The following is a 21,740-nucleotide window of genomic DNA, read 5'->3' on the forward strand; positions in this document are numbered from 1 at the left end:
CCCTCTTGGCCGCCTCGCGCAACGCCTCGACCGCCAATACGAACACCGGCGCCAGCACCGCCCCGCTGCGCATCTCTTTTGCGAAGATCAAGGAGCCCCTCGAGGTTCCGAACCTTCTTGCGCTTCAGACCGAGAGCTTCGACTGGCTGCTCGGCAACGCCGCCTGGAAGGCTCGCGTCGAGGCTGCGCTGGAAAGTGGTCAGGACGTCCCCACCAAGTCCGGTCTGGAGGAGATCTTCGAGGAGATCTCCCCGATCGAGGACTTCAGCGGGTCGATGTCGCTGACCTTCCGTGACCACCGCTTCGAGCCCCCGAAGAACTCGATCGACGAGTGCAAGGAGCGCGACTTCACGTACGCGGCCCCGCTCTTCGTCACCGCCGAGTTCACCAACAACGAGACCGGCGAGATCAAGTCCCAGACGGTCTTCATGGGCGACTTCCCGCTCATGACGCCGAAGGGCACCTTCTGCATCAACGGCACCGAGCGTGTCGTCGTCTCGCAGCTGGTCCGTTCGCCGGGTGTCTACTTCGACTCCTCCATCGACAAGACGTCCGACAAGGACATCTTCACGGCCAAGATCATCCCGTCCCGGGGTGCCTGGCTGGAGATGGAGGTCGACAAGCGTGACATGGTCGGCGTCCGCATCGACCGCAAGCGCAAGCAGTCCGTCACCGTCCTCCTGAAGGCTCTCGGCTGGACCACCGAGCAGATCCTCGAGGAGTTCGGCGAGTACGAGTCCATGCGCGCCACCCTGGAGAAGGACCACACCCAGGGCCAGGACGACGCGCTGCTCGACATCTACCGCAAGCTGCGCCCGGGCGAGCCGCCGACCCGTGAGGCCGCGCAGACGCTGCTCGAGAACCTCTACTTCAACCCGAAGCGCTACGACCTCGCGAAGGTCGGCCGCTACAAGGTCAACAAGAAGCTGGGCGCGGACGCCCCGCTCGACGCCGGTGTGCTCACGGTCGACGACGTCATCGCGACGATCAAGTACCTGGTGAAGCTCCACGCCGGTGAGCTGGAGACGGTCGGCGAGAACGGCACGGACATCGTCGTCGAGACCGACGACATCGACCACTTCGGCAACCGTCGTCTGCGCAACGTCGGCGAGCTCATCCAGAACCAGGTCCGCACCGGTCTGGCCCGTATGGAGCGCGTCGTCCGCGAGCGGATGACCACCCAGGACGTCGAGGCGATCACGCCGCAGACCCTGATCAACATCCGGCCGGTCGTCGCCTCCATCAAGGAGTTCTTCGGCACCAGCCAGCTGTCCCAGTTCATGGACCAGACCAACCCGCTGTCGGGTCTGACCCACAAGCGTCGTCTGTCGGCGCTGGGTCCGGGTGGTCTCTCCCGTGAGCGGGCCGGCTTCGAGGTCCGAGACGTCCACCCGTCGCACTACGGCCGTATGTGCCCGATCGAGACGCCCGAAGGCCCGAACATCGGTCTGATCGGCTCGCTCGCCTCCTACGGTCGCGTCAACGCGTTCGGTTTCGTCGAGACCCCGTACCGCAAGGTCGTCGACGGTGTCGTCACCGACGAGGTCGACTACCTGACGGCCGACGAGGAAGACCGCTTCGTCATCGCCCAGGCGAACGCCCCCCTCACCGAGGACATGCGTTACGCCGAGTCGCGCGTCCTGGTCCGCCGCCGTGGTGGCGAAATCGACTACATCGCCGGCGACGACGTCGACTACATGGACGTCTCCCCGCGCCAGATGGTGTCGGTCGCGACCGCCATGATCCCGTTCCTCGAGCACGACGATGCCAACCGCGCGCTCATGGGATCGAACATGATGCGCCAGGCCGTTCCGCTGATCAAGGCCGAGGCGCCGCTGGTCGGCACCGGCATGGAGTACCGCTGCGCGGTCGACGCCGGTGACGTCATCAAGGCCGAGAAGGACGGTGTCGTCCAGGAGGTCTCCGCCGACTACGTCACGGTGGCCAACGACGACGGCACGTACAACACGTACCGGGTCGCCAAGTTCTCCCGCTCCAACCAGGGCACGTCCTTCAACCAGAAGGTCGTCGTGGACGAGGGCGCCCGCGTGGTCACCGGCCAGGTGCTCGCCGACGGTCCGTCCACGGACGAGGGCGAGATGGCGCTCGGCAAGAACCTCCTCGTGGCGTTCATGCCGTGGGAGGGCCACAACTACGAGGACGCGATCATCCTGTCGCAGCGCCTCGTCCAGGACGACGTCCTCTCCTCGATCCACATCGAGGAGCACGAGGTCGACGCCCGTGACACCAAGCTGGGCCCCGAGGAGATCACCCGGGACATCCCGAACGTCTCCGAGGAGGTCCTCGCCGACCTCGACGAGCGCGGCATCATCCGCATCGGTGCCGAGGTCGTCGCCGGCGACATCCTCGTCGGCAAGGTCACCCCGAAGGGTGAGACCGAGCTGACCCCCGAGGAGCGCCTGCTCCGCGCGATCTTCGGTGAGAAGGCCCGTGAGGTCCGTGACACCTCGCTGAAGGTCCCCCACGGTGAGATCGGCAAGGTCATCGGCGTCCGCGTCTTCGACCGCGAAGAGGGCGACGAGCTGCCCCCGGGCGTGAACCAGCTGGTCCGCGTCTACGTGGCCCAGAAGCGCAAGATCACCGACGGTGACAAGCTCGCCGGCCGCCACGGCAACAAGGGTGTCATCTCCAAGATCCTCCCGGTCGAGGACATGCCCTTCCTCGAGGACGGCACCCCGGTCGACATCATCCTCAACCCGCTCGGTGTCCCGTCCCGAATGAACCCGGGACAGGTCCTCGAGATCCACCTCGGCTGGCTCGCCAGCCGCGGCTGGAAGGTCGAGGGCGACGAGGACTGGATGAAGCGCCTCCAGGCGATCGGCGCCGACGACGTCGCCGCCGGCACCAACGTCGCGACCCCGGTCTTCGACGGCGCCCGCGAGGACGAGATCGCCGGTCTCTTCGAGTCCACGATCCCCAACCGCGACGGCGAGCGCCTGGTGCTCCCGTCCGGCAAGGCCCGGATGTTCGACGGCCGCTCCGGCGAGCCGTTCCCGGACCCGATCTCGGTCGGGTACATGTACATCCTCAAGCTGCACCACCTGGTCGACGACAAGCTCCACGCCCGTTCGACCGGTCCGTACTCCATGATCACCCAGCAGCCGCTGGGTGGTAAGGCTCAGTTCGGTGGCCAGCGCTTCGGTGAGATGGAGGTGTGGGCGCTGGAGGCTTATGGCGCCGCGTACGCCCTCCAGGAGCTGCTGACCATCAAGTCCGACGACGTCACCGGCCGAGTGAAGGTCTACGAGGCGATCGTCAAGGGCGAGAACATCCCCGAGCCCGGCATCCCCGAGTCCTTCAAGGTGCTCATCAAGGAGATGCAGTCCCTCTGCCTCAACGTGGAGGTGCTGTCCTCGGACGGCATGTCCATCGAGATGCGGGACACCGACGAGGACGTCTTCCGCGCGGCGGAGGAGCTCGGTATCGACCTGTCCCGGCGCGAGCCGAGCAGCGTCGAAGAGGTCTGACGGGTCTGGTGGGGGCCTCGTAGGAGGCCCCCACCTCCCCCATAGCCCTGAACGGGCATGGGTGGGACCCCCATCCGGACCCCCAGACCACTGATGTAGAGCCCATAAATCGCTAACGCGAGGGGCACGACCCTGAAAGAGGGATTGACGAACAGTGCTCGACGTCAACTTCTTCGACGAGCTGCGGATCGGCCTGGCGACCGCGGACGACATCCGGACCTGGTCGCACGGCGAGGTCAAGAAGCCGGAGACCATCAACTACCGCACCCTGAAGCCCGAAAAGGACGGACTCTTCTGCGAGAAGATCTTCGGTCCGACCCGGGACTGGGAGTGCTACTGCGGCAAGTACAAGCGTGTCCGCTTCAAGGGCATCATTTGTGAGCGCTGTGGCGTCGAGGTCACGCGCGCCAAGGTGCGTCGTGAGCGGATGGGCCACATCGAGCTCGCCGCTCCCGTCACCCACATCTGGTACTTCAAGGGCGTCCCGTCGCGCCTGGGCTACCTGCTCGACCTGGCCCCGAAGGACCTCGAGAAGGTCATCTACTTCGCCGCCTACATGATCACGTGGGTGGACGAGGAGCGCCGTACGCGCGACCTGCCCTCGCTGGAGGCCCACGTCTCCGTCGAGCGTCAGCAGATCGAGCAGCGTCGCGACGCCGACCTCGAGGCCCGCGCCAAGAAGCTCGAGTCCGACCTGGCCGAGCTCGAGGCCGAGGGTGCCAAGGCCGATGTGCGCCGCAAGGTGCGCGAGGGCGCCGAGCGTGAGATGAAGCAGCTGCGCGACCGTGCGCAGCGCGAGATCGACCGCCTCGACGAGGTGTGGAGCCGCTTCAAGAACCTCAAGGTCCAGGACCTCGAGGGCGACGAGCTGCTCTACCGCGAGCTGCGCGACCGCTTCGGCACCTACTTCATGGGTGCGATGGGCGCCGCCGCGCTGCAGAAGCGCCTGGAGTCCTTCGACCTCGACGAGGAGGCCGAGCGCCTCCGCGAGATCATCCGGACCGGCAAGGGCCAGAAGAAGACCCGTGCGCTCAAGCGCCTCAAGGTCGTCTCCGCCTTCCTGCAGACCCGCAACAGCCCCAGCGGCATGGTGCTGGACTGCATCCCCGTGATCCCGCCGGACCTGCGTCCGATGGTGCAGCTGGACGGTGGCCGCTTCGCGACCTCCGACCTGAACGACCTGTACCGCCGTGTGATCAACCGCAACAACCGTCTGAAGCGTCTGCTCGACCTCGGTGCCCCCGAGATCATCGTGAACAACGAGAAGCGGATGCTCCAGGAGGCGGTCGACGCCCTCTTCGACAACGGCCGTCGTGGTCGCCCGGTCACGGGCCCCGGCAACCGTCCGCTGAAGTCCCTCAGCGACATGCTGAAGGGTAAGCAGGGTCGATTCCGTCAGAACCTGCTCGGTAAGCGTGTCGACTACTCGGCCCGTTCCGTCATCGTCGTCGGTCCGCAGCTGAAGCTGCACCAGTGTGGTCTGCCCAAGGCCATGGCGCTGGAGCTCTTCAAGCCGTTCGTGATGAAGCGCCTGGTCGACCTGAACCACGCGCAGAACATCAAGTCGGCCAAGCGCATGGTCGAGCGCGGCCGCACCGTGGTGTACGACGTCCTCGAAGAGGTCATCGCCGAGCACCCGGTGCTGCTGAACCGTGCGCCCACGCTGCACCGCCTCGGCATCCAGGCCTTCGAGCCGCAGCTGGTCGAGGGCAAGGCCATCCAGATCCACCCGCTCGTCTGCACCGCGTTCAACGCGGACTTCGACGGTGACCAGATGGCCGTCCACCTGCCGCTCTCCGCGGAGGCGCAGGCCGAGGCCCGCATCCTGATGCTGTCCTCGAACAACATCCTCAAGCCGGCCGACGGCCGTCCGGTCACCATGCCGACCCAGGACATGGTGCTGGGCCTGTTCTTCCTCACCACCGACGAGGAAGAGCGCAAGGTCATCGGTGAGGGCCGGTCCTTCGGCTCGGTCGCCGAGGCGATCATGGCGTTCGACGCCCGGGAGCTCTCGCTCCAGGCGAAGGTCGACATCCGCTTCCCGATCGGCACCGTCCCGCCGCGTGGCTGGACCCCGCCGGTCCGTGAAGAGGGCGAGCCGGAGTGGCAGCAGGGCGACTCGTTCCGCCTGCGCACCACCCTGGGCCGCGCGCTCTTCAACGAGCTGCTGCCCGAGGACTACCCGTTCGTCGACTACTCGGTGGGCAAGAAGCAGCTCTCCGAGATCGTCAACGACCTGGCCGAGCGCTACCCCAAGGTCATCGTGGCGGCGACGCTCGACAACCTGAAGGCGGCCGGCTTCCACTGGGCGACCCGTTCCGGCGTCACCGTGGCCATCTCCGACGTCGTCGTTCCCGAGGCGAAGAAGGAGATCGTCAAGGGCTACGAGGCGCAGGACGAGAAGGTCCAGAAGCAGTACGAGCGCGGTCTGATCACCAAGGACGAGCGCACGCAGGAGCTCATCGCGATCTGGACCAAGGCGACCAACGAGGTCGCCGAGGCGATGAACGCGAACTTCCCCAAGACGAACCCCATCTTCATGATGGTTGACTCGGGTGCCCGAGGAAACATGATGCAGATGCGGCAGATCGCCGGTATGCGTGGTCTGGTGTCGAACGCGAAGAACGAGACCATCCCGCGACCCATTAAGGCGTCGTTCCGTGAGGGTCTCTCCGTGCTGGAGTACTTCATCTCCACCCACGGTGCCCGTAAGGGTCTCGCGGACACCGCCCTCCGTACCGCCGACTCGGGTTACCTCACCCGTCGTCTGGTCGACGTCTCCCAGGACGTGATCATCCGCGAGGAGGACTGCGGCACCGAGCGCGGCCTCAAGCTGGCGATCGCCGTCCGCGGCGAGGACGGCGTCCTGCGCAAGACGGACGACGTCGAGACCAGCGTGTACGCCCGTATGCTCGCCGAGGACGTCGTCGTCGACGGCAAGGTCATCGCGCCGGCCAACGTCGACCTCGGTGACGTGCTCATCGGCCAGCTCGTCGCCCACGGCGTCGAGACGGTCAAGACCCGTTCGGTCCTCACCTGTGAGTCCGCGGTCGGCACCTGTGCCTTCTGCTACGGCCGCTCGCTGGCGACCGGCAAGCTGGTGGACATCGGTGAGGCGGTCGGCATCATCGCCGCCCAGTCCATCGGTGAGCCCGGTACCCAGCTGACGATGCGTACCTTCCACACCGGTGGTGTGGCCGGTGACGACATCACCCAGGGTCTGCCCCGTGTCGTCGAGCTCTTCGAGGCCCGTACGCCCAAGGGTGTCGCCCCGATCTCGGAGGCGGCCGGCCGCGTCCGTATCGAGGAGACCGAGAAGACCAAGAAGCTCGTCGTCACCCCGGACGACGGCAGCGACGAGACGGCGTTCCCGATCTCGAAGCGTGCCCGTCTGCTGGTCAGCGAGGGCGAGCACGTCGAGGTGGGCCAGAAGCTCACCGTGGGTGCCACCAACCCGCACGACGTCCTGCGGATCCTCGGCCAGCGCGCCGTCCAGGTCCACCTGGTCGGCGAGGTCCAGAAGGTCTACAACTCGCAGGGTGTGTCGATCCACGACAAGCACATCGAGATCATCATCCGGCAGATGCTCCGCCGCGTGACGATCATCGAGTCCGGCGACGCGGAGCTGCTGCCGGGCGAGCTCGTGGAGCGTTCGCGCTTCGAGTCCGAGAACCGTCGTGTGGTCACCGAGGGCGGTCACCCCGCCTCCGGCCGTCCGCAGCTGATGGGTATCACCAAGGCCTCGCTGGCGACGGAGTCCTGGCTGTCGGCCGCCTCCTTCCAGGAGACGACCCGAGTGCTGACGGACGCGGCGATCAACGCCAAGTCCGACTCGCTCATCGGCCTCAAGGAGAACGTCATCATCGGTAAGCTCATCCCGGCCGGTACGGGTCTGTCCCGCTACCGCAACATCCGGGTGGAGCCCACCGAGGAGGCCAAGGCCGCGATGTACTCGGCCGTCGGTTACGACGACATCGACTACTCGCCCTTCGGCACCGGCTCCGGCCAGGCGGTCCCGCTGGAGGACTACGACTACGGTCCGTACAACCAGTAAGCCTCTGGTTCGCTCGTCAGGGCGGCCGCCCCGCGCACGCGGGGTGGCCGCCCTGCGGCGTTTTCGGCGGCCGGTGAGCCGGAGCCCGGCGAGGACCACCCCGCCGACGGCCGTCAGCGCCGCCACGCTCGCCGGCGGCCGGCGGCGCGCTCCAGGGTGTCCAGCCGGGCCTGGAGCAGGCCCAGGACGGCGGGCAGGGCCATGACCCGGGCGAGCCCTCCAGCGACCGCGAAGACGTCCTCCAGGCGGAACGGATTCGCCCTGCCCCGGCGGGGTGGCAGCAGGGCAGAGGCCCGTACGGAGGGCACGTGGGGCGCCCATCGGGGTGTATCGGCCGGCCTCCAGGTCCCGCCGGGAGGGGCCCGGCGGGACCGGGCCGGCCGCTCTGATCTGCGACATATGCAGCACATCGGGGTGTCCTCCGCGTGTGCATTTGTTTTGACCGCAGCCCATGCTGTAGGTACGCTCTGACCTTGTGCCTGGGGTGTCCCTGGGCTCTCGTGCGTGCCTTCAGACCGTGCGAGAGGCCCGGAGCCGGACGGACCCAGCGGCCGGAAACACCGAAATCTGCGTTGATTCCGCCCTCGCGGCGGGGTGTGCAGGCTTCGACACGCCCGACCGCGTGGGTCGGCGGTGACGCTCCCGGGTTAGTTTTATCGAGATCACAGAAACCGGAGAAACGGTGCCTACGATCCAGCAGCTGGTCCGGAAGGGCCGGCAGGACAAGGTCGAGAAGAACAAGACGCCCGCACTCGAGGGTTCGCCCCAGCGTCGTGGCGTCTGCACGCGTGTGTTCACGACCACCCCGAAGAAGCCGAACTCGGCGCTCCGTAAGGTCGCGCGTGTGCGCCTGACCTCCGGCATCGAGGTCACCGCTTACATTCCGGGTGAGGGTCACAACCTGCAGGAGCACTCCATCGTGCTCGTGCGCGGTGGCCGTGTGAAGGACCTGCCGGGTGTTCGCTACAAGATCATCCGCGGTTCCCTCGACACGCAGGGCGTCAAGAACCGTAAGCAGGCTCGCAGCCGCTACGGCGCCAAGAAGGAGAAGTAAGAATGCCTCGTAAGGGCCCCGCCCCGAAGCGCCCGGTCATCATCGACCCGGTTTACGGCTCCCCTCTGGTGACGTCGCTGATCAACAAGATCCTCCTGCACGGCAAGCGCTCCACCGCCGAGCGCATCGTGTACGGCGCCATGGAGGGTCTGCGCGAGAAGACCGGCAACGACCCGGTCATCACCCTCAAGCGCGCTCTCGAGAACGTCAAGCCGGCTCTCGAGGTCAAGTCCCGCCGTGTCGGTGGCGCCACCTACCAGGTGCCGGTCGAGGTCCGTCCGGGCCGCGCCTCCACCCTGGCGCTGCGCTGGCTGGTCGGTTACTCCCGCGCCCGTCGCGAGAAGACCATGACCGAGCGCCTCATGAACGAGCTGCTGGACGCCTCGAACGGTCTCGGCGCCTCGGTCAAGAAGCGTGAGGACACGCACAAGATGGCCGAGTCCAACAAGGCCTTCGCGCACTACCGCTGGTAGTCGCAAACCCCATCGAGAACCGAGAGAAGACTGAGCCATATGGCCACCACTTCGCTTGACCTGGCCAAGGTCCGCAACATCGGGATCATGGCCCACATCGACGCGGGCAAGACGACCACCACCGAGCGCATCCTCTTCTACACCGGTGTTTCGTACAAGATCGGTGAGGTCCACGACGGCGCTGCCACGATGGACTGGATGGAGCAGGAGCAGGAGCGCGGCATCACGATCACGTCTGCCGCGACGACCTGCCACTGGCCGCTCGAGAACGTCGATCACACGATCAACATCATCGACACCCCGGGCCACGTCGACTTCACCGTCGAGGTGGAGCGTTCCCTGCGTGTGCTCGACGGTGCCGTGACCGTGTTCGACGGTGTCGCCGGTGTCGAGCCGCAGTCCGAGACGGTGTGGCGTCAGGCCGACCGTTACGGCGTGCCGCGCATCTGCTTCGTCAACAAGCTCGACCGCACCGGTGCCGAGTTCCACCGCTGTGTCGACATGATCGTGGACCGCCTCGGCGCCACCCCGATCGTGATGCAGCTGCCGATCGGCACCGAGGCCGACTTCAAGGGCGTCGTCGACCTCGTCACGATGAAGGCGTTCGTCTGGTCGGCCGAGGCCGCCAAGGGCGAGATGTACGACGTCGTCGACATCCCGGAGACGCACCTCGAGGCCGCCGACGAGTGGCGCGGCAAGCTGCTTGAGGCCGTCGCCGAGAACGACGACGAGATGATGGAGCTGTACCTGGGCGGCGAGGAGCCGACCGTGGAGCAGCTGTACGCGGCCATCCGCCGCATCACCATCAACTCCGGCAAGGGCGGCGGCACCACCGTCACCCCCGTGTTCTGTGGCACCGCGTTCAAGAACAAGGGCGTTCAGCCCCTGCTCGACGCCGTGGTCCGCTTCCTGCCGTCGCCGCTCGACGTCGAGGCGATCGAGGGCCACGCGGTCAACGACCCCGACGCGGTCGTGAAGCGCAAGCCCTCCGACGAGGAGCCGTTCTCCGGTCTTGCCTTCAAGATCATGAGCGACCCGCACCTCGGCAAGCTCACCTTCGTCCGGGTTTACTCGGGCCGCATGGAGGCCGGCACCCAGGTGCAGAACTCCGTGAAGGGCAAGAAGGAGCGCATCGGCAAGATCTACCGGATGCACGCGAACAAGCGTGAGGAGATCGACTCGGTGGGTGCCGGCGACATCGTCGCCGTCATGGGTCTGAAGCAGACCACCACCGGTGAGACCCTCTGCGACGCGGGCAACCCGGTGATCCTCGAGTCGATGGACTTCCCGGCTCCGGTCATCCAGGTCGCCATTGAGCCCAAGTCCAAGGGCGACCAGGAGAAGCTGGGTGTCGCCATCCAGCGCCTCGCCGAGGAGGACCCGTCCTTCCAGGTCCACACGGACGAGGAGACGGGCCAGACCATCATCGCGGGTATGGGCGAGCTGCACCTCGACGTGCTGGTCGACCGTATGAAGCGTGAGTTCAAGGTCGAGGCCAACGTCGGCAAGCCGCAGGTCGCGTACCGCGAGACGATCCGCAAGGCCGTCGAGCGGATCGACTACACCCACAAGAAGCAGACTGGTGGTTCCGGCCAGTTCGCCAAGGTGCAGATCGCGATCGAGCCCCTCGAGGGCGACGGCTACGAGTTCGAGAACAAGGTCACCGGTGGCCGCATCCCGCGGGAGTACATCCCGTCCGTGGACGCGGGTTGCCAGGAGGCCATGGAGTTCGGTGTTCTGGCCGGCTACCCGCTGACCGGCGTCAAGGTGACGCTGCTCGACGGTGCCTACCACGACGTCGACTCCTCCGAGCTCGCGTTCAAGATCGCCGGTTCCATGGCGTTCAAGGAGGGTGCTCGCAAGGCGTCCCCGGCTCTCCTCGAGCCGATGATGTCCGTCGAGGTCACCACCCCCGAGGACTACATGGGTGACGTCATCGGCGACATCAACTCCCGCCGTGGCCAGATCCAGGCCATGGAGGACCGTCACGGCGCCAAGCTCGTCAAGGGCCTGGTTCCGCTGTCGGAGATGTTCGGCTACGTCGGAGACCTCCGCAGCAAGACCTCGGGTCGCGCAAGCTACTCGATGCAGTTCGACTCCTACGCCGAGGTTCCGCGGAACGTCGCCGAGGAGATCATCGCGAAGGCCAAGGGCGAGTAACCCACTCCCGTCTCTACGGGCGTGATACACGCTTTAGGCTTGACACCGGCTGTCGGGGCATTCCGTCACAAACCATGGCGGACTGCCCCGGCGGGCGGCTTCCCAGCAAAGATCCCTGGCGCCGACCCAATCCAGGCGTACAGAACCACTCCACAGGAGGACCCCAGTGGCGAAGGCGAAGTTCGAGCGGACTAAGCCGCACGTCAACATCGGCACCATCGGTCACGTCGACCACGGTAAGACCACTCTTACCGCGGCGATCACCAAGGTGCTGCACGACGCGTACCCGGACCTGAACCCCTTCACGCCTTTCGACGAGATCGACAAGGCCCCGGAGGAGCGTCAGCGCGGTATCACCATCTCCATCGCGCACGTCGAGTACCAGACCGAGGCGCGTCACTACGCCCACGTCGACTGCCCGGGTCACGCGGACTACATCAAGAACATGATCACCGGTGCCGCCCAGATGGACGGCGCGATCCTCGTGGTCGCCGCGACCGACGGTCCGATGCCGCAGACCAAGGAGCACGTGCTCCTGGCCCGCCAGTCCGGCGTTCCGTACATCGTCGTCGCCCTGAACAAGGCCGACATGGTGGACGACGAGGAGATCCTGGAGCTCGTCGAGCTCGAGGTCCGTGAGCTCCTCTCCGAGTACGAGTTCGACGGCGACAACGCTCCGGTCGTCCGCGTCTCCGCGCTGAAGGCGCTGGAGGGCGACAAGGAGTGGGGCGAGAAGCTCCTCGGCCTGATGGCCGCTGTCGACGAGAACATCCCGCAGCCCGAGCGTGACGTCGACAAGCCGTTCCTGATGCCGATCGAGGACGTCTTCACGATCACCGGTCGTGGCACCGTCGTCACCGGTCGTATCGAGCGTGGTGTCCTGAAGGTCAACGAGACCGTCGACATCATCGGCATCAAGACCGAGAAGACCACCACCACGGTCACCGGTATCGAGATGTTCCGCAAGCTGCTCGACGAGGGCCAGGCCGGTGAGAACGTCGGTCTGCTCCTCCGTGGCATCAAGCGCGAGGACGTCGAGCGCGGCCAGTGCATCATCAAGCCGGGTTCGGTCACCCCGCACACCGAGTTCGAGGCCACGGCCTACATCCTGTCGAAGGACGAGGGTGGCCGTCACACCCCGTTCTTCAACAACTACCGTCCGCAGTTCTACTTCCGTACGACTGACGTGACCGGTGTCGTGACCCTCAAGGAGGGCACGGAGATGGTTATGCCCGGCGACAACGCCGAGATGACCGTCAACCTGATCCAGCCCGTCGCCATGGAGGAGGGCCTGCGCTTCACCATCCGTGAGGGCGGCCGCACCGTCGGCGCCGGCCAGGTCACCAAGATCAACAAGTAAGTTCGCTTGCTTGACGGTCTGACCTGAACGGTCGACAAGAGGGCCCGCACACCGCGAGGTGTGCGGGCCCTCTCGCATTCTCAAGGGGTCGTTCTCAAGGGGTCGGGTACGGCAGGATCTGCCGCAGCAGCCCCTTGGGGTGGCCCCGGCGCCGCCACTCGCGGGGGTAGCCGATGGAGACCTCCTCGAAGCGCACCCCCTCGTACCAGGTGGTCCGGGGGATGTGGAGATGGCCGTAGACCACCGCCGCGACGTTGAAGCGGGTGTGCCAGCCGGCCGTGAGCTCCGTGCCGCACCACTGGGCGAACTCCGGGTAGGTCAGGACGTCCGTGGGCCGGCGGTCCAGCGGCCAGTGGTTGACCAGCACCAGCGGCAGCTCGGGGTCATGGGCGGCCAGCCGGGCCTCGGTGGCCGCGACCCGGGCCCGGCACCAGTCGTCGATGCCCCGGTGGGGCTCGGGGTGCAGCAGGTACTCGTCCGTGCACACGATGCCCGCCTCATGGGCCTGGGCCAGCGACTCCTCCTTGGTGGCGGCCGTGGGAGTGCGGAAGGTGTAGTCGTAGAGCGTGAACAGCGGGGCCACCGCCACCGGGCCGCCCTCGCCCTCCCAGACGGGCCAGGGGTCCTCGGGCGTGCTGATACCGAGGCTCCGGCACAGCTCGACCAGGCGCGCGTAGCGGGCCTCGCCGCGCAGCTCCACGGGGTCGCCCGTCGGCGTCCACAGCTCGTGGTTGCCCGGGGACCAGACGACCTTGGGGAAGTTGCGGGCCAGGAGCCGCAGGGTGCGTTCGACGTCGTCGAAGCGTTCGGCGACGTCACCGGCCACGATCAGCCAGTCCTCGTCGGTGGTGGGGCGCAGTGACTCGGCGATGGCCACGTTGTCGGCCATACCGGTGTGCAGGTCGCTGACGGCGAGGAGCCGGCGACCCGCGCTGGGCGTTATTGGCTGCTGCATGGATCTACGGTAGGCGGCTACCTTCCGGGGCCGGTCGAGACGAGACGGTTGCCGTTGAGCAGGTCCCGGCCCAGGACGCTGAGGGTGTGGTACGCCCGGCCGCCCGTGCGGTGGGTGGTGATCAGCCCGGACTCGCGCAGCACGGTGGCGTGGTGGCTGGCGGTGGCCATGGCGATCCCCACCCGGCGGGCCAGCTCGCTGGTGGTGCAGCCCCGGGCGGTGGCCTCCAGCACCTCGGCCCGGGTGTGGCCGAGCAGGGCGGCCAGCGGTGGCTCGGCGCCCTCGCGCCGGCCGCCCCGGAGCTCGCCCAGCCAGGCGGGGTCGTGGACGATCGGGTAGACGAGCACGGGCGGCAGCTCCGGATCGCGGAGCACGGTGGGGGCGCGCCAGCAAAAGAAGGAGGGCACGAGCCGAAGCCCGCGCCCCTCGAGGTAGACGTTCTCGCCCGTGCCCGCTACGAGCACTTCCAGTACCGGTGGGTTCCAGCGCACCTGCGGATGGATGCTGGAGAGCAGTTGTTCGACTCCGCTGCGCAGGAGGGTCTGGGAGCGGGTGGCCCGGTCGGCGGCGATGTGCTCGCGCACCTTGGCCAGATACGGCCGCACCGCCGTGTCGTGGAAGGCCGTGAGGCCTTCGCCCAGGGCTTTGAGGGCCTCGGTCCGGCCCTCGGCGAGGTGGCGGACGAAGGGGAGGTCGCGGCGGTCGGGGGCGAGCAGCTCCAGATCGCGGCGGAGCGTCGTCCTGGGCAGCGAGAGCATGGCGTCGAGGCCGGTGGCGAGGCCCCCGGTGGCCTCGGGAGGGGTGAGGAAGTCGGGGGAGTAGCCGCGGGGCGGGGCCAGGGCGAGGACGCGCCGCATCGGATCGCTGAGCCGGCCCCGGACCAGCTCGCGCCAGCCGTCGAAGATCAGCGGGCCCTGGCCGGTCTGGAGCATATGGGCGGCCAGCAGCGTCTCCCACAACAGATCGGGCTCGGCGTCCAGCCGTACACGGCCCAGGTCGACCCCGGTGAAGTGAATGCGCACCCCTTGCCTCTGCCCCTTCTCGCGCGGGTTGAACGTACGCGGGGGCCGGGGGAGCGCGCGAGGCGGTCTCCTCGGCCACGCGTACGAAGGAGGGGTCAGACGCCCGAGCCGGGGGCCGGGCGCCAGACCCAGGGGGTGGCGTCGGGGCCGAGGCCCACGGCGCACACCCGGTGGCCGGAGTCGGTGACGAGCCCGGAGGCGCCCACCGGGGTGATGCCCCGGGGCGCGCGGACGGGCCCGTCGCCGGCCTCGGCGTCCACGAGCTGTATCTCGCCGTTCAGGGCGCGGCCCAGCACCATCAGGGAGTCCCGGCCGCCCCGGCGGGGGACGGTGGTGGCGGCGAGCGGGCCGTAGCCGCTGAAGGAGCGCAGCCCGGAGCCGCCGGTCCGCTCGGTGCTCGTGCCGTCCTGGCCCAGGCCGTAGCCGACGGGCTCGGCGGCGGTCGGGGTGCGGTAGACGACGGTGAGCGCGCCGTCCTTGTCGAGGGCGGCGCCCATCTGGTTGCCGCCGGGGCCGGGCAGGCCGTGCAGCGGCATGGCGCGGACGGGCTTGCCGGGGGCCTCCTGGCCCCAGTGGTGCACGGTGTCCCGGCCGATGCCGAAGACATGGACGCGGCCCTGCCGGTCGAGGGCGGCGGAGAGGCCCTCCTGGATCTCCTGGCCGTGGAGGCTCTGCCACTTCCCCCAGGTGCCGTCGGGCTCGCGCACCCGGCTGGAGAGGCCCTTGCCGGCGTTGCGGACGAAGAGGTGGACCCGGCCGTCCGGGGTGGCGACGGCGGCGGGCACGCCGACGCGGCGGCCGCGCTCGGACTTGTGCTCGGGGTTGCCGAGGCTCTTCCAGGCCTTGAAGGCGCCGCCCGGGCTGTGCTGCTCCAGGACGGTGATCTCGCGGGAGTTGCCGCGGCCCTGGCCCTCCAGGGAGGAGAAGCGCAGGGCGAACAGCAGCCGGTGCCCCTTGGCGTCCTTGACCGAGGCCAGGGCGGGGGCCAGCGGGCCGCCGCCGAGGCCCGCCGGGGCGCCCCAGCGGCCGCTGCCGGGGGAGGTCTCCTGCCAGCGCACGGCCTGGAGGCCGAGCACGCCGTACGCCTCCAGGCGCCCCGAGCGGTCGCTGTCGGCGACGGCGGTGGCGCCCGGGTAGCGGTAGTGGGTGGAGCGGATCCAGCCCTTGCGGTTCTTCAGGGGGCGCTCGCCGCCCTGGCCGTAGTCGCCGCAGCCGCCCTGGTTGTTGCAGGCCCAGCCGGGGTCGCCGCCGTAGGCCGCGATGAGGCGGTACTTCTCGTCCACGATCTCGGAGGGGAGATTGTAGGGCCAGCGCTGGTTGTAGTAGCCGCGGAAGGCGAGGGTGGTGAAGCGCGGCGGGTGGCCCTCGCGCCGGGTGTGCCGGGAGACCCACTGCGCCAGCGCCTTCCAGGTGAAGAGCGCGGTGGGGGTGTGGTCCCGGTGGTCCGAGCACGCCCCGTAGTCGTTGTCCTTGGGGTGGGTGGCGTCGTGGACCTGGTAGTCGGGGTCGGGGTCCATGGTGTGGACGACCGTGGGCCGGTACTTCTCCATGATCGCGGCCAGTACGTCCACCAGGGTCTGGTGGTGGTAGGTGGAGACGGAGCGGCACGGGGAGCCGGTGGCCGTCAGGGTCTGCATCACCGCGTACGGCCGGTCCCACAGCAGGGGCAGCCGGGTCTCGCCGGCGGAGAACATGGCGATGTTGAGGAAGATCAGCCGTACCGCGCGCCGGCCCTCGCCGAGCTCGTTCACCTCGGCCCGGCAACCACCCGGAAGGTCCATGACGGACTTCTTCCAAGGAGTGAATTTGTCCCTGCCGAGGAGCTCGGCGTAGGCCTGGCGCAGGCCCTGGTGGCGGGCGGAGGAGTAGGCGGCTCTGTCGGGCCTGCGCTTGGGCATGCCCTCGATCCAGTTCTGCCCCACGGACTCGCCGGCGGTCACATAGACGGAGACCACGGGGGCGCCCGCCTCGACCATGTGCCGGGCGTCGGGGTTCATGAAGTACAGGTCGTCGTCGGGGTGCGCCATGACCTGGAGGAGCAGCGCGTCGCCGCCGTTGTTGAACGATCCCGTGGCGCCGGCGCCGGCGCCGGCGGACTGGAGGGCGTCGGGGGAGGAGGCCACCCGGCTGGAGCCGCCGCCGCTGCTGCAACCGGTGGCCGCGGCGGCCGTGGCCACGGCGATACCGGTGAGTACGGATCGTCGTGCGGGCCCCTTGCGCGGTGAGATGTTCAACTGGATGACTCCGTCCCGTCGTCCGGCGCGCCGTCCCGGCCGTGCCCCGGCGTGATACGTGATAGGGGACGACCCGGGCTCCCGGGAGGTTGCCCGGGGCCCGACAAAGCATCCCGCCGGGCGACGTGGGGCCCGCCAGGCGGACGGCCCGGGCGTTTCGCGACCATAGTGTCCCGTATGTCGGCGGGGTGGTTTGACAAGTGCGCCGCTCGGGGTACGGTCTTCGGCTTCGATTGGCGCCTCTTCGCGACCGTATGGCACACTGTTCAGGTTGCTCGGTTGAGTGCCGATGCTGCGCGCCTCCCGCCGGGAGGACTGGAAGCGAGTCCCGCAGTACTCGTCGTCCCTTCTCAGGGGCGGAAGTACGGGAATCTTCCGGGAAGTGTCAGCGGGGTACCAATCAGGCGCTCGGTGGGTGTTCTTCCCCCACAAACCCCTTGAGCAGGGAATCCCCTTTGGGGATTCTGCTGGAAGGGGCGCGACACGCCCGACCGCGTGGGTCGGAGGTGGAGTGAGGAAGGGCGGCATCCGGAAGGCCTCCGGAGGCAGCCGACCGAGTCCCAGAGCGTTACGAGAGACAGGACTACGAAGTAGCCATGGCGGGACAGAAGATCCGCATCCGGCTCAAGGCCTACGACCACGAGGTCATCGACTCCTCGGCGAAGAAGATCGTCGAGACGGTGACCCGCACTGGTGCGTCGGTCGCGGGCCCGGTGCCGCTGCCCACTGAGAAGAACGTGTACTGCGTCATCAAGTCGCCGCACAAGTACAAGGACTCGCGCGAGCACTTCGAGATGCGCACGCACAAGCGCCTCATCGACATCCTCGACCCCACGCCGAAGACGGTTGACTCGCTTATGCGTCTCGACCTGCCGGCGGGCGTCGACATCGAGATCAAGCTCTGAGGTGACGCGCGAGATGGCTAAGCAGATCAAGGGCGTCCTGGGCGAGAAGCTCGGCATGACGCAGGTCTGGGACGAGAACAACCGTGTCGTCCCGGTCACCGTTGTCAAGGCCGGCCCCTGCGTCGTGACGCAGGTCCGCACCAACGACGCCGACGGCTACGAGTCGGTCCAGATCGCCTTCGGCGAGATCGACCCGCGCAAGGTGAACAAGCCCCTCAAGGGCCACTTCGCCAAGGCCGACGTGACCCCCCGCCGCCACCTGGTGGAGCTCCGCACCTCCGACGCTTCCGAGTACACCCTCGGTCAGGAGATCACCGCGGCCGTGTTCGAGTCGGGCGTCAAGGTTGACGTCACCGGCAAGAGCAAGGGCAAGGGCTTCGCCGGTGTCATGAAGCGCCACAACTTCCGTGGCCTCGGCGCCGGGCACGGCACCCAGCGCAAGCACCGCTCCCCCGGTTCCATCGGTGGCTGCGCCACCCCGGGCCGTGTGTTCAAGGGCCTCCGCATGGCGGGCCGCATGGGCAACGAGCGGGTCACCACCCAGAACCTGACCGTCCACGCCGTTGACGCGGAGAAGGGCCTGCTCCTCATCAAGGGCGCGGTTCCTGGTCCGAACGGCGGCCTCGTCCTGGTCCGTACCGCGGCCAAGGGGGCCTGAGGTAACCGATGAGCACCATTGACATCCTTTCGCCGGCAGGCGACAAGGCCGGGACCGTCGAGCTCCCCGCGGAGATCTTCGACGCCAAGGTCAGCGTTCCGCTGATCCACCAGGTCGTCGTCGCGCAGCTGGCCGCTGCCCGTCAGGGCACGCACAAGACCAAGACCCGTGGCGAGGTCCGCGGTGGTGGGCGCAAGCCTTACCGCCAGAAGGGCACCGGTCGCGCCCGTCAGGGTTCGACCCGCGCGCCGCAGTTCGCCGGTGGTGGCGTCGTGCACGGTCCCGTGCCGCGTGACTACTCGCAGCGGACGCCCAAGAAGATGAAGGCCGCCGCCCTGCGTGGCGCCCTCTCGGACCGCGCGCGTCACTCCCGCATCCACGTCGTCTCCGGCGTGGTCGAGGGCACGGCTTCCACCAAGGCCGCCAAGACCCTGTTCGGCAAGATCTCGGAGCGCAAGAACCTGCTCCTGGTCGCCGACCGGTCCGACGAGGCCGCGTGGCTGTCCGCCCGCAACCTGCCCCAGGTTCACATCCTGGAGCCGGGCCAGCTGAACACGTACGACGTGCTCGTCTCCGACGACGTGGTCTTCACCCAGGCCGCCTTCGAGTCCTTCGTGTCTGGCCCCAAGGCCGTTGAGACCGAAGGGAGCGAGGCCTGATGACTGAGGCCGTCGTCACCAGCAAGACGTTCTCGGACCCGCGCGACCTCCTGGTCAAGCCGGTCGTCTCCGAGAAGAGCTACGCGCTGCTGGACGAGAACAAGTACACGTTCATCGTCGACCCGCGCGCCAACAAGACCCAGATCAAGCAGGCCGTCGAGGCGGTCTTCTCGGTCAAGGTCACCGGGGTCAACACGATCAACCGTCAGGGTAAGCGCAAGCGCACCAAGACCGGTTTCGGCAAGCGCGCCAACACCAAGCGCGCCATCGTGACCCTCGCCGAGGGCGACCGTATCGACATCTTCGGCGGTCCGACCGCCTAAGGGCGGTCTGGATCGTCCGGAATCGGACGAGGACTGAGAAATGGGTATCCGCAAGTACAAGCCGACGACCCCGGGCCGTCGTGGCTCCAGCGTCGCCGACTTTGTCGAGATCACGCGGTCCACGCCGGAGAAGTCGCTGGTCCGCCCCCTGCACAGCAAGGGCGGCCGTAACAACACCGGTCGTGTGACCGTCCGTCACCAGGGCGGTGGCCACAAGCGCGCCTACCGTGTGATCGACTTCCGTCGTCACGACAAGGACGGCGTGCCGGCCAAGGTCGCTCACATCGAGTACGACCCGAACCGCACCGCGCGCATCGCGCTCCTGCACTACGCAGACGGCGAGAAGCGCTACATCATCGCCCCGGCCAAGCTGAACCAGGGCGACCGGATTGAGAACGGCCCCACGGCCGACATCAAGCCGGGCAACAACCTCCCGCTCCGCAACATCCCGGTCGGTACCACGATCCACGCGATCGAGCTCCGTCCCGGTGGTGGCGCCAAGTTCGCCCGCTCTGCCGGTTCCTCCGTGCAGCTGCTGGCGAAGGAGGGCCAGTACGCCCACCTGCGTATGCCGTCCGGCGAGGTCCGCCTGGTCGACGTCCGCTGCCGCGCCACGGTCGGCGAGGTCGGCAACGCCGAGCAGTCGAACATCAACTGGGGCAAGGCCGGCCGTATGCGCTGGAAGGGCGTTCGCCCGACCGTCCGCGGTGTCGCGATGAACCCGGTTGACCACCCGCACGGTGGTGGTGAGGGCAAGACCTCCGGTGGTCGCCACCCGGTCTCCCCGTGGGGTCAGAAGGAGGGTCGTACTCGTTCTCCCAAGAAGGCGAGCAACAAGTACATCGTCCGCCGCCGCAAGACGAACAAGAAGCGCTAGGAGCGGGTTTAGATGCCGCGTAGTCTCAAGAAGGGACCCTTCGTCGACGGACACCTCATCAAGAAGGTGGACGCTCAGAACGAAGCCGGTACCAAGAACGTCATCAAGACCTGGTCCCGTCGCTCCATGATCGTGCCGGCCATGCTCGGCCACACGCTCGCGGTGCACAACGGCAAGACGCACGTCCCGGTGTTCGTCACCGAGTCGATGGTCGGCCACAAGCTCGGCGAGTTCTCGCCGACCCGCACCTTCCGCGGCCACGTCAAGGACGACCGCAAGTCGAAGCGCCGCTAAAGGCGGGGTGTGAACGACTATGACTGACACCGAAGGGACAACCATGGAAGCCAGGGCCCAGGCGCGGTACATCCGCGTCACGCCCATGAAGGCCCGCCGCGTGGTGGACCTCATCCGTGGCATGGACGCCACGGAGGCTCAGGCGGTCCTGCGTTTCGCCCCGCAGGCCGCGAGCGTGCCGGTGGGCAAGGTGCTGGACAGCGCCATTGCCAACGCCGCGCACAACTACGACCACACGGACGCTTCGTCGCTGTACATCAGCGAGGCGTTCGTGGACGAGGGCCCGACCCTGAAGCGGTTCCGTCCGCGCGCCCAGGGCCGTGCCTACCGGATCCGCAAGCGGACCAGCCACATCACCGTGGTCGTCAGCAGCAAGGAAGGAACCCGGTAATGGGCCAGAAGGTTAACCCGCACGGGTTCCGGCTCGGCATCACCACGGACTTCAAGTCCCGCTGGTACGCCGACAAGCTGTACAAGGACTACGTCAAGGAAGACGTCGCCATTCGTCGCATGATGACGAAGGGCATGGAGCGCGCCGGTATCTCGAAGGTTGAGATCGAGCGCACCCGCGACCGCGTCCGCGTTGACATCCACACCGCCCGCCCGGGCATCGTCATCGGTCGCCGTGGCGCCGAGGCCGACCGCATCCGTGGCGAGCTGGAGAAGCTGACCGGCAAGCAGGTTCAGCTGAACATCCTCGAGGTCAAGAACCCCGAGGTGGACGCTCAGCTGGTGGCCCAGGCCGTCGCCGAGCAGCTGTCCTCCCGCGTCTCCTTCCGTCGCGCCATGCGCAAGAGCATGCAGTCGACGATGAAGGCCGGCGCCAAGGGCATCAAGATCCAGTGCGGTGGCCGTCTCGGCGGCGCCGAGATGTCCCGCTCGGAGTTCTACCGCGAGGGCCGTGTGCCCCTGCACACGCTCCGCGCGAACGTCGACTACGGCTTCTTCGAGGCCAAGACCACCTTCGGCCGCATCGGCGTGAAGGTCTGGATCTACAAGGGCGACGTCAAGAACATCGCCGAGGTCCGCGCCGAGAACGCCGCCGCGCGTGCGGGCAACCGCCCGTCCCGTGGTGGCGCTCAGGACCGCCCGGCCCGTGGTGGCCGTGGTGGCGAGCGTGGCGGCCGCGGCCGCAAGCCGCAGCAGAACGCCGCTGCCGAGGCCCCCAAGGCCGAGGCCGCTGCCGCTGCTCCGGCTGAGTCCACCGGAACGGAGGCCTGACCG

The 21,740-nt window shown here is 67.9% G+C and carries 18 protein-coding genes; 14 read left to right on the top strand and 4 right to left on the bottom strand.

The features are described from left to right. The first annotated feature begins 5 nt into the window (after positions 1–5). Both rpoB and ACFYZR_RS14850 read left to right on the top strand, forming a co-directional pair. Complete coding sequence (rpoB, locus tag ACFYZR_RS14845) at positions 6–3,488, top strand: DNA-directed RNA polymerase subunit beta (RefSeq protein WP_229352336.1); 3,483 nt, start codon at positions 6–8, stop codon at positions 3,486–3,488. A 154-nt stretch (positions 3,489–3,642) separates the two neighbouring features. Then, complete coding sequence (locus ACFYZR_RS14850; RefSeq protein WP_391910091.1) at positions 3,643–7,542, top strand: DNA-directed RNA polymerase subunit beta'; 3,900 nt, start codon at positions 3,643–3,645, stop codon at positions 7,540–7,542. 113 nt (positions 7,543–7,655) lie between these two features. On the opposite strand, the gene ACFYZR_RS14855 is transcribed toward ACFYZR_RS14850, so the two are convergent. Beyond that, the gene (locus tag ACFYZR_RS14855; RefSeq protein WP_391910093.1) at positions 7,656–7,850 is read right to left on the bottom strand and encodes a hypothetical protein; all 195 of its coding nucleotides are present in this window, start codon (positions 7,848–7,850) and stop codon (positions 7,656–7,658) included. A gap of 374 nt (positions 7,851–8,224) precedes the next feature. Between ACFYZR_RS14855 and rpsL the strand changes: the two genes are divergently transcribed. The 4 genes from rpsL to tuf all read left to right on the top strand — a co-directional run bounded on the left by rpsL (position 8,225) and on the right by tuf (position 12,589). Next, a complete protein-coding gene (rpsL, locus tag ACFYZR_RS14860) occupies positions 8,225–8,596 on the top strand; it encodes a 30S ribosomal protein S12 (RefSeq protein WP_003948652.1) in 372 nt (123 codons plus the stop codon). 2 nt (positions 8,597–8,598) lie between these two features. After that, a complete protein-coding gene (gene rpsG / locus ACFYZR_RS14865; RefSeq protein ID WP_004950419.1) occupies positions 8,599–9,069 on the top strand; it encodes a 30S ribosomal protein S7 in 471 nt (156 codons plus the stop codon). A gap of 39 nt (positions 9,070–9,108) precedes the next feature. Then, a complete protein-coding gene (gene fusA / locus ACFYZR_RS14870) occupies positions 9,109–11,229 on the top strand; it encodes an elongation factor G (protein ID WP_391910095.1) in 2,121 nt (706 codons plus the stop codon). A gap of 166 nt (positions 11,230–11,395) precedes the next feature. Further along, the gene (gene tuf, locus ACFYZR_RS14875) at positions 11,396–12,589 is read left to right on the top strand and encodes an elongation factor Tu (RefSeq protein WP_391910097.1); all 1,194 of its coding nucleotides are present in this window, start codon (positions 11,396–11,398) and stop codon (positions 12,587–12,589) included. A gap of 94 nt (positions 12,590–12,683) precedes the next feature. On the opposite strand, the gene ACFYZR_RS14880 is transcribed toward tuf, so the two are convergent. From ACFYZR_RS14880 to ACFYZR_RS14890, 3 genes are all read right to left on the bottom strand, one after another. Then, positions 12,684–13,544: a metallophosphoesterase family protein gene (locus tag ACFYZR_RS14880; RefSeq protein ID WP_391910099.1), complete on the bottom strand. Its 861-nt coding sequence runs from the start codon at positions 13,542–13,544 to the stop codon at positions 12,684–12,686. A gap of 17 nt (positions 13,545–13,561) precedes the next feature. Further along, entirely contained in the window at positions 13,562–14,566 is a 1,005-nt protein-coding gene (locus ACFYZR_RS14885) for an ArsR/SmtB family transcription factor (protein ID WP_391910101.1), read from the bottom strand. A 95-nt stretch (positions 14,567–14,661) separates the two neighbouring features. Continuing rightward, a complete protein-coding gene (locus ACFYZR_RS14890; RefSeq protein ID WP_391910103.1) occupies positions 14,662–16,800 on the bottom strand; it encodes a PIG-L family deacetylase in 2,139 nt (712 codons plus the stop codon). Between the two features lie 596 nt (positions 16,801–17,396). Between ACFYZR_RS14890 and rpsJ the strand changes: the two genes are divergently transcribed. From rpsJ to rpsC, 8 genes are read left to right on the top strand one after another with little or no spacing between them, the layout of a single operon-like run. Then, positions 17,397–17,705 (top strand): 30S ribosomal protein S10, encoded by a 309-nt coding sequence (gene rpsJ, locus ACFYZR_RS14895; RefSeq protein ID WP_003948644.1) that lies wholly within the window; start codon positions 17,397–17,399, stop codon positions 17,703–17,705. Positions 17,706–17,718: 13 nt separating this feature from the next. Then, on the top strand, positions 17,719–18,363 hold the full coding sequence (rplC, locus tag ACFYZR_RS14900) for a 50S ribosomal protein L3 (protein ID WP_391910105.1): 645 nt from the start codon (positions 17,719–17,721) through the stop codon (positions 18,361–18,363). An 8-nt stretch (positions 18,364–18,371) separates the two neighbouring features. Next, the gene (gene rplD, locus ACFYZR_RS14905; protein WP_229348561.1) at positions 18,372–19,022 is read left to right on the top strand and encodes a 50S ribosomal protein L4; all 651 of its coding nucleotides are present in this window, start codon (positions 18,372–18,374) and stop codon (positions 19,020–19,022) included. Next, the gene (rplW, locus tag ACFYZR_RS14910; protein WP_030368414.1) at positions 19,022–19,345 is read left to right on the top strand and encodes a 50S ribosomal protein L23; all 324 of its coding nucleotides are present in this window, start codon (positions 19,022–19,024) and stop codon (positions 19,343–19,345) included. Before rplD ends, rplW begins: the two co-directional genes overlap by 1 nt. A 40-nt stretch (positions 19,346–19,385) precedes the next feature. Continuing rightward, positions 19,386–20,222 (top strand): 50S ribosomal protein L2, encoded by an 837-nt coding sequence (gene rplB / locus ACFYZR_RS14915; protein WP_106677950.1) that lies wholly within the window; start codon positions 19,386–19,388, stop codon positions 20,220–20,222. A 12-nt stretch (positions 20,223–20,234) separates the two neighbouring features. Beyond that, a complete protein-coding gene (gene rpsS, locus ACFYZR_RS14920) occupies positions 20,235–20,516 on the top strand; it encodes a 30S ribosomal protein S19 (RefSeq protein WP_004950443.1) in 282 nt (93 codons plus the stop codon). A gap of 43 nt (positions 20,517–20,559) precedes the next feature. After that, the gene (rplV, locus tag ACFYZR_RS14925; protein WP_031012097.1) at positions 20,560–20,907 is read left to right on the top strand and encodes a 50S ribosomal protein L22; all 348 of its coding nucleotides are present in this window, start codon (positions 20,560–20,562) and stop codon (positions 20,905–20,907) included. Continuing rightward, complete coding sequence (gene rpsC / locus ACFYZR_RS14930) at positions 20,907–21,737, top strand: 30S ribosomal protein S3 (protein WP_095580665.1); 831 nt, start codon at positions 20,907–20,909, stop codon at positions 21,735–21,737. Before rplV ends, rpsC begins: the two co-directional genes overlap by 1 nt. Positions 21,738–21,740: the final 3 nt, after the last annotated feature.

Source organism: Streptomyces sp. NPDC001678 (genome assembly GCF_042892945.1).
GTDB lineage: Bacteria > Actinomycetota > Actinomycetes > Streptomycetales > Streptomycetaceae > Streptomyces.

Coding starts and splice junctions, on each gene's coding strand:
- rpsS (WP_004950443.1), top strand. CDS start 20,235: ATGCCGCGTAGTCTCAAGAAGGGACCCTTCGTCGACGGACACCTCATC.
- rpsJ (WP_003948644.1), top strand. CDS start 17,397: ATGGCGGGACAGAAGATCCGCATCCGGCTCAAGGCCTACGACCACGAG.
- rplB (WP_106677950.1), top strand. CDS start 19,386: ATGGGTATCCGCAAGTACAAGCCGACGACCCCGGGCCGTCGTGGCTCC.
- rplV (WP_031012097.1), top strand. CDS start 20,560: ATGGAAGCCAGGGCCCAGGCGCGGTACATCCGCGTCACGCCCATGAAG.
- ACFYZR_RS14880 (WP_391910099.1), bottom strand. CDS start 13,544: ATGCAGCAGCCAATAACGCCCAGCGCGGGTCGCCGGCTCCTCGCCGTC.
- rplW (WP_030368414.1), top strand. CDS start 19,022: ATGACTGAGGCCGTCGTCACCAGCAAGACGTTCTCGGACCCGCGCGAC.
- rplC (WP_391910105.1), top strand. CDS start 17,719: ATGGCTAAGCAGATCAAGGGCGTCCTGGGCGAGAAGCTCGGCATGACG.
- rplD (WP_229348561.1), top strand. CDS start 18,372: ATGAGCACCATTGACATCCTTTCGCCGGCAGGCGACAAGGCCGGGACC.
- fusA (WP_391910095.1), top strand. CDS start 9,109: ATGGCCACCACTTCGCTTGACCTGGCCAAGGTCCGCAACATCGGGATC.
- rpsG (WP_004950419.1), top strand. CDS start 8,599: ATGCCTCGTAAGGGCCCCGCCCCGAAGCGCCCGGTCATCATCGACCCG.
- rpsC (WP_095580665.1), top strand. CDS start 20,907: ATGGGCCAGAAGGTTAACCCGCACGGGTTCCGGCTCGGCATCACCACG.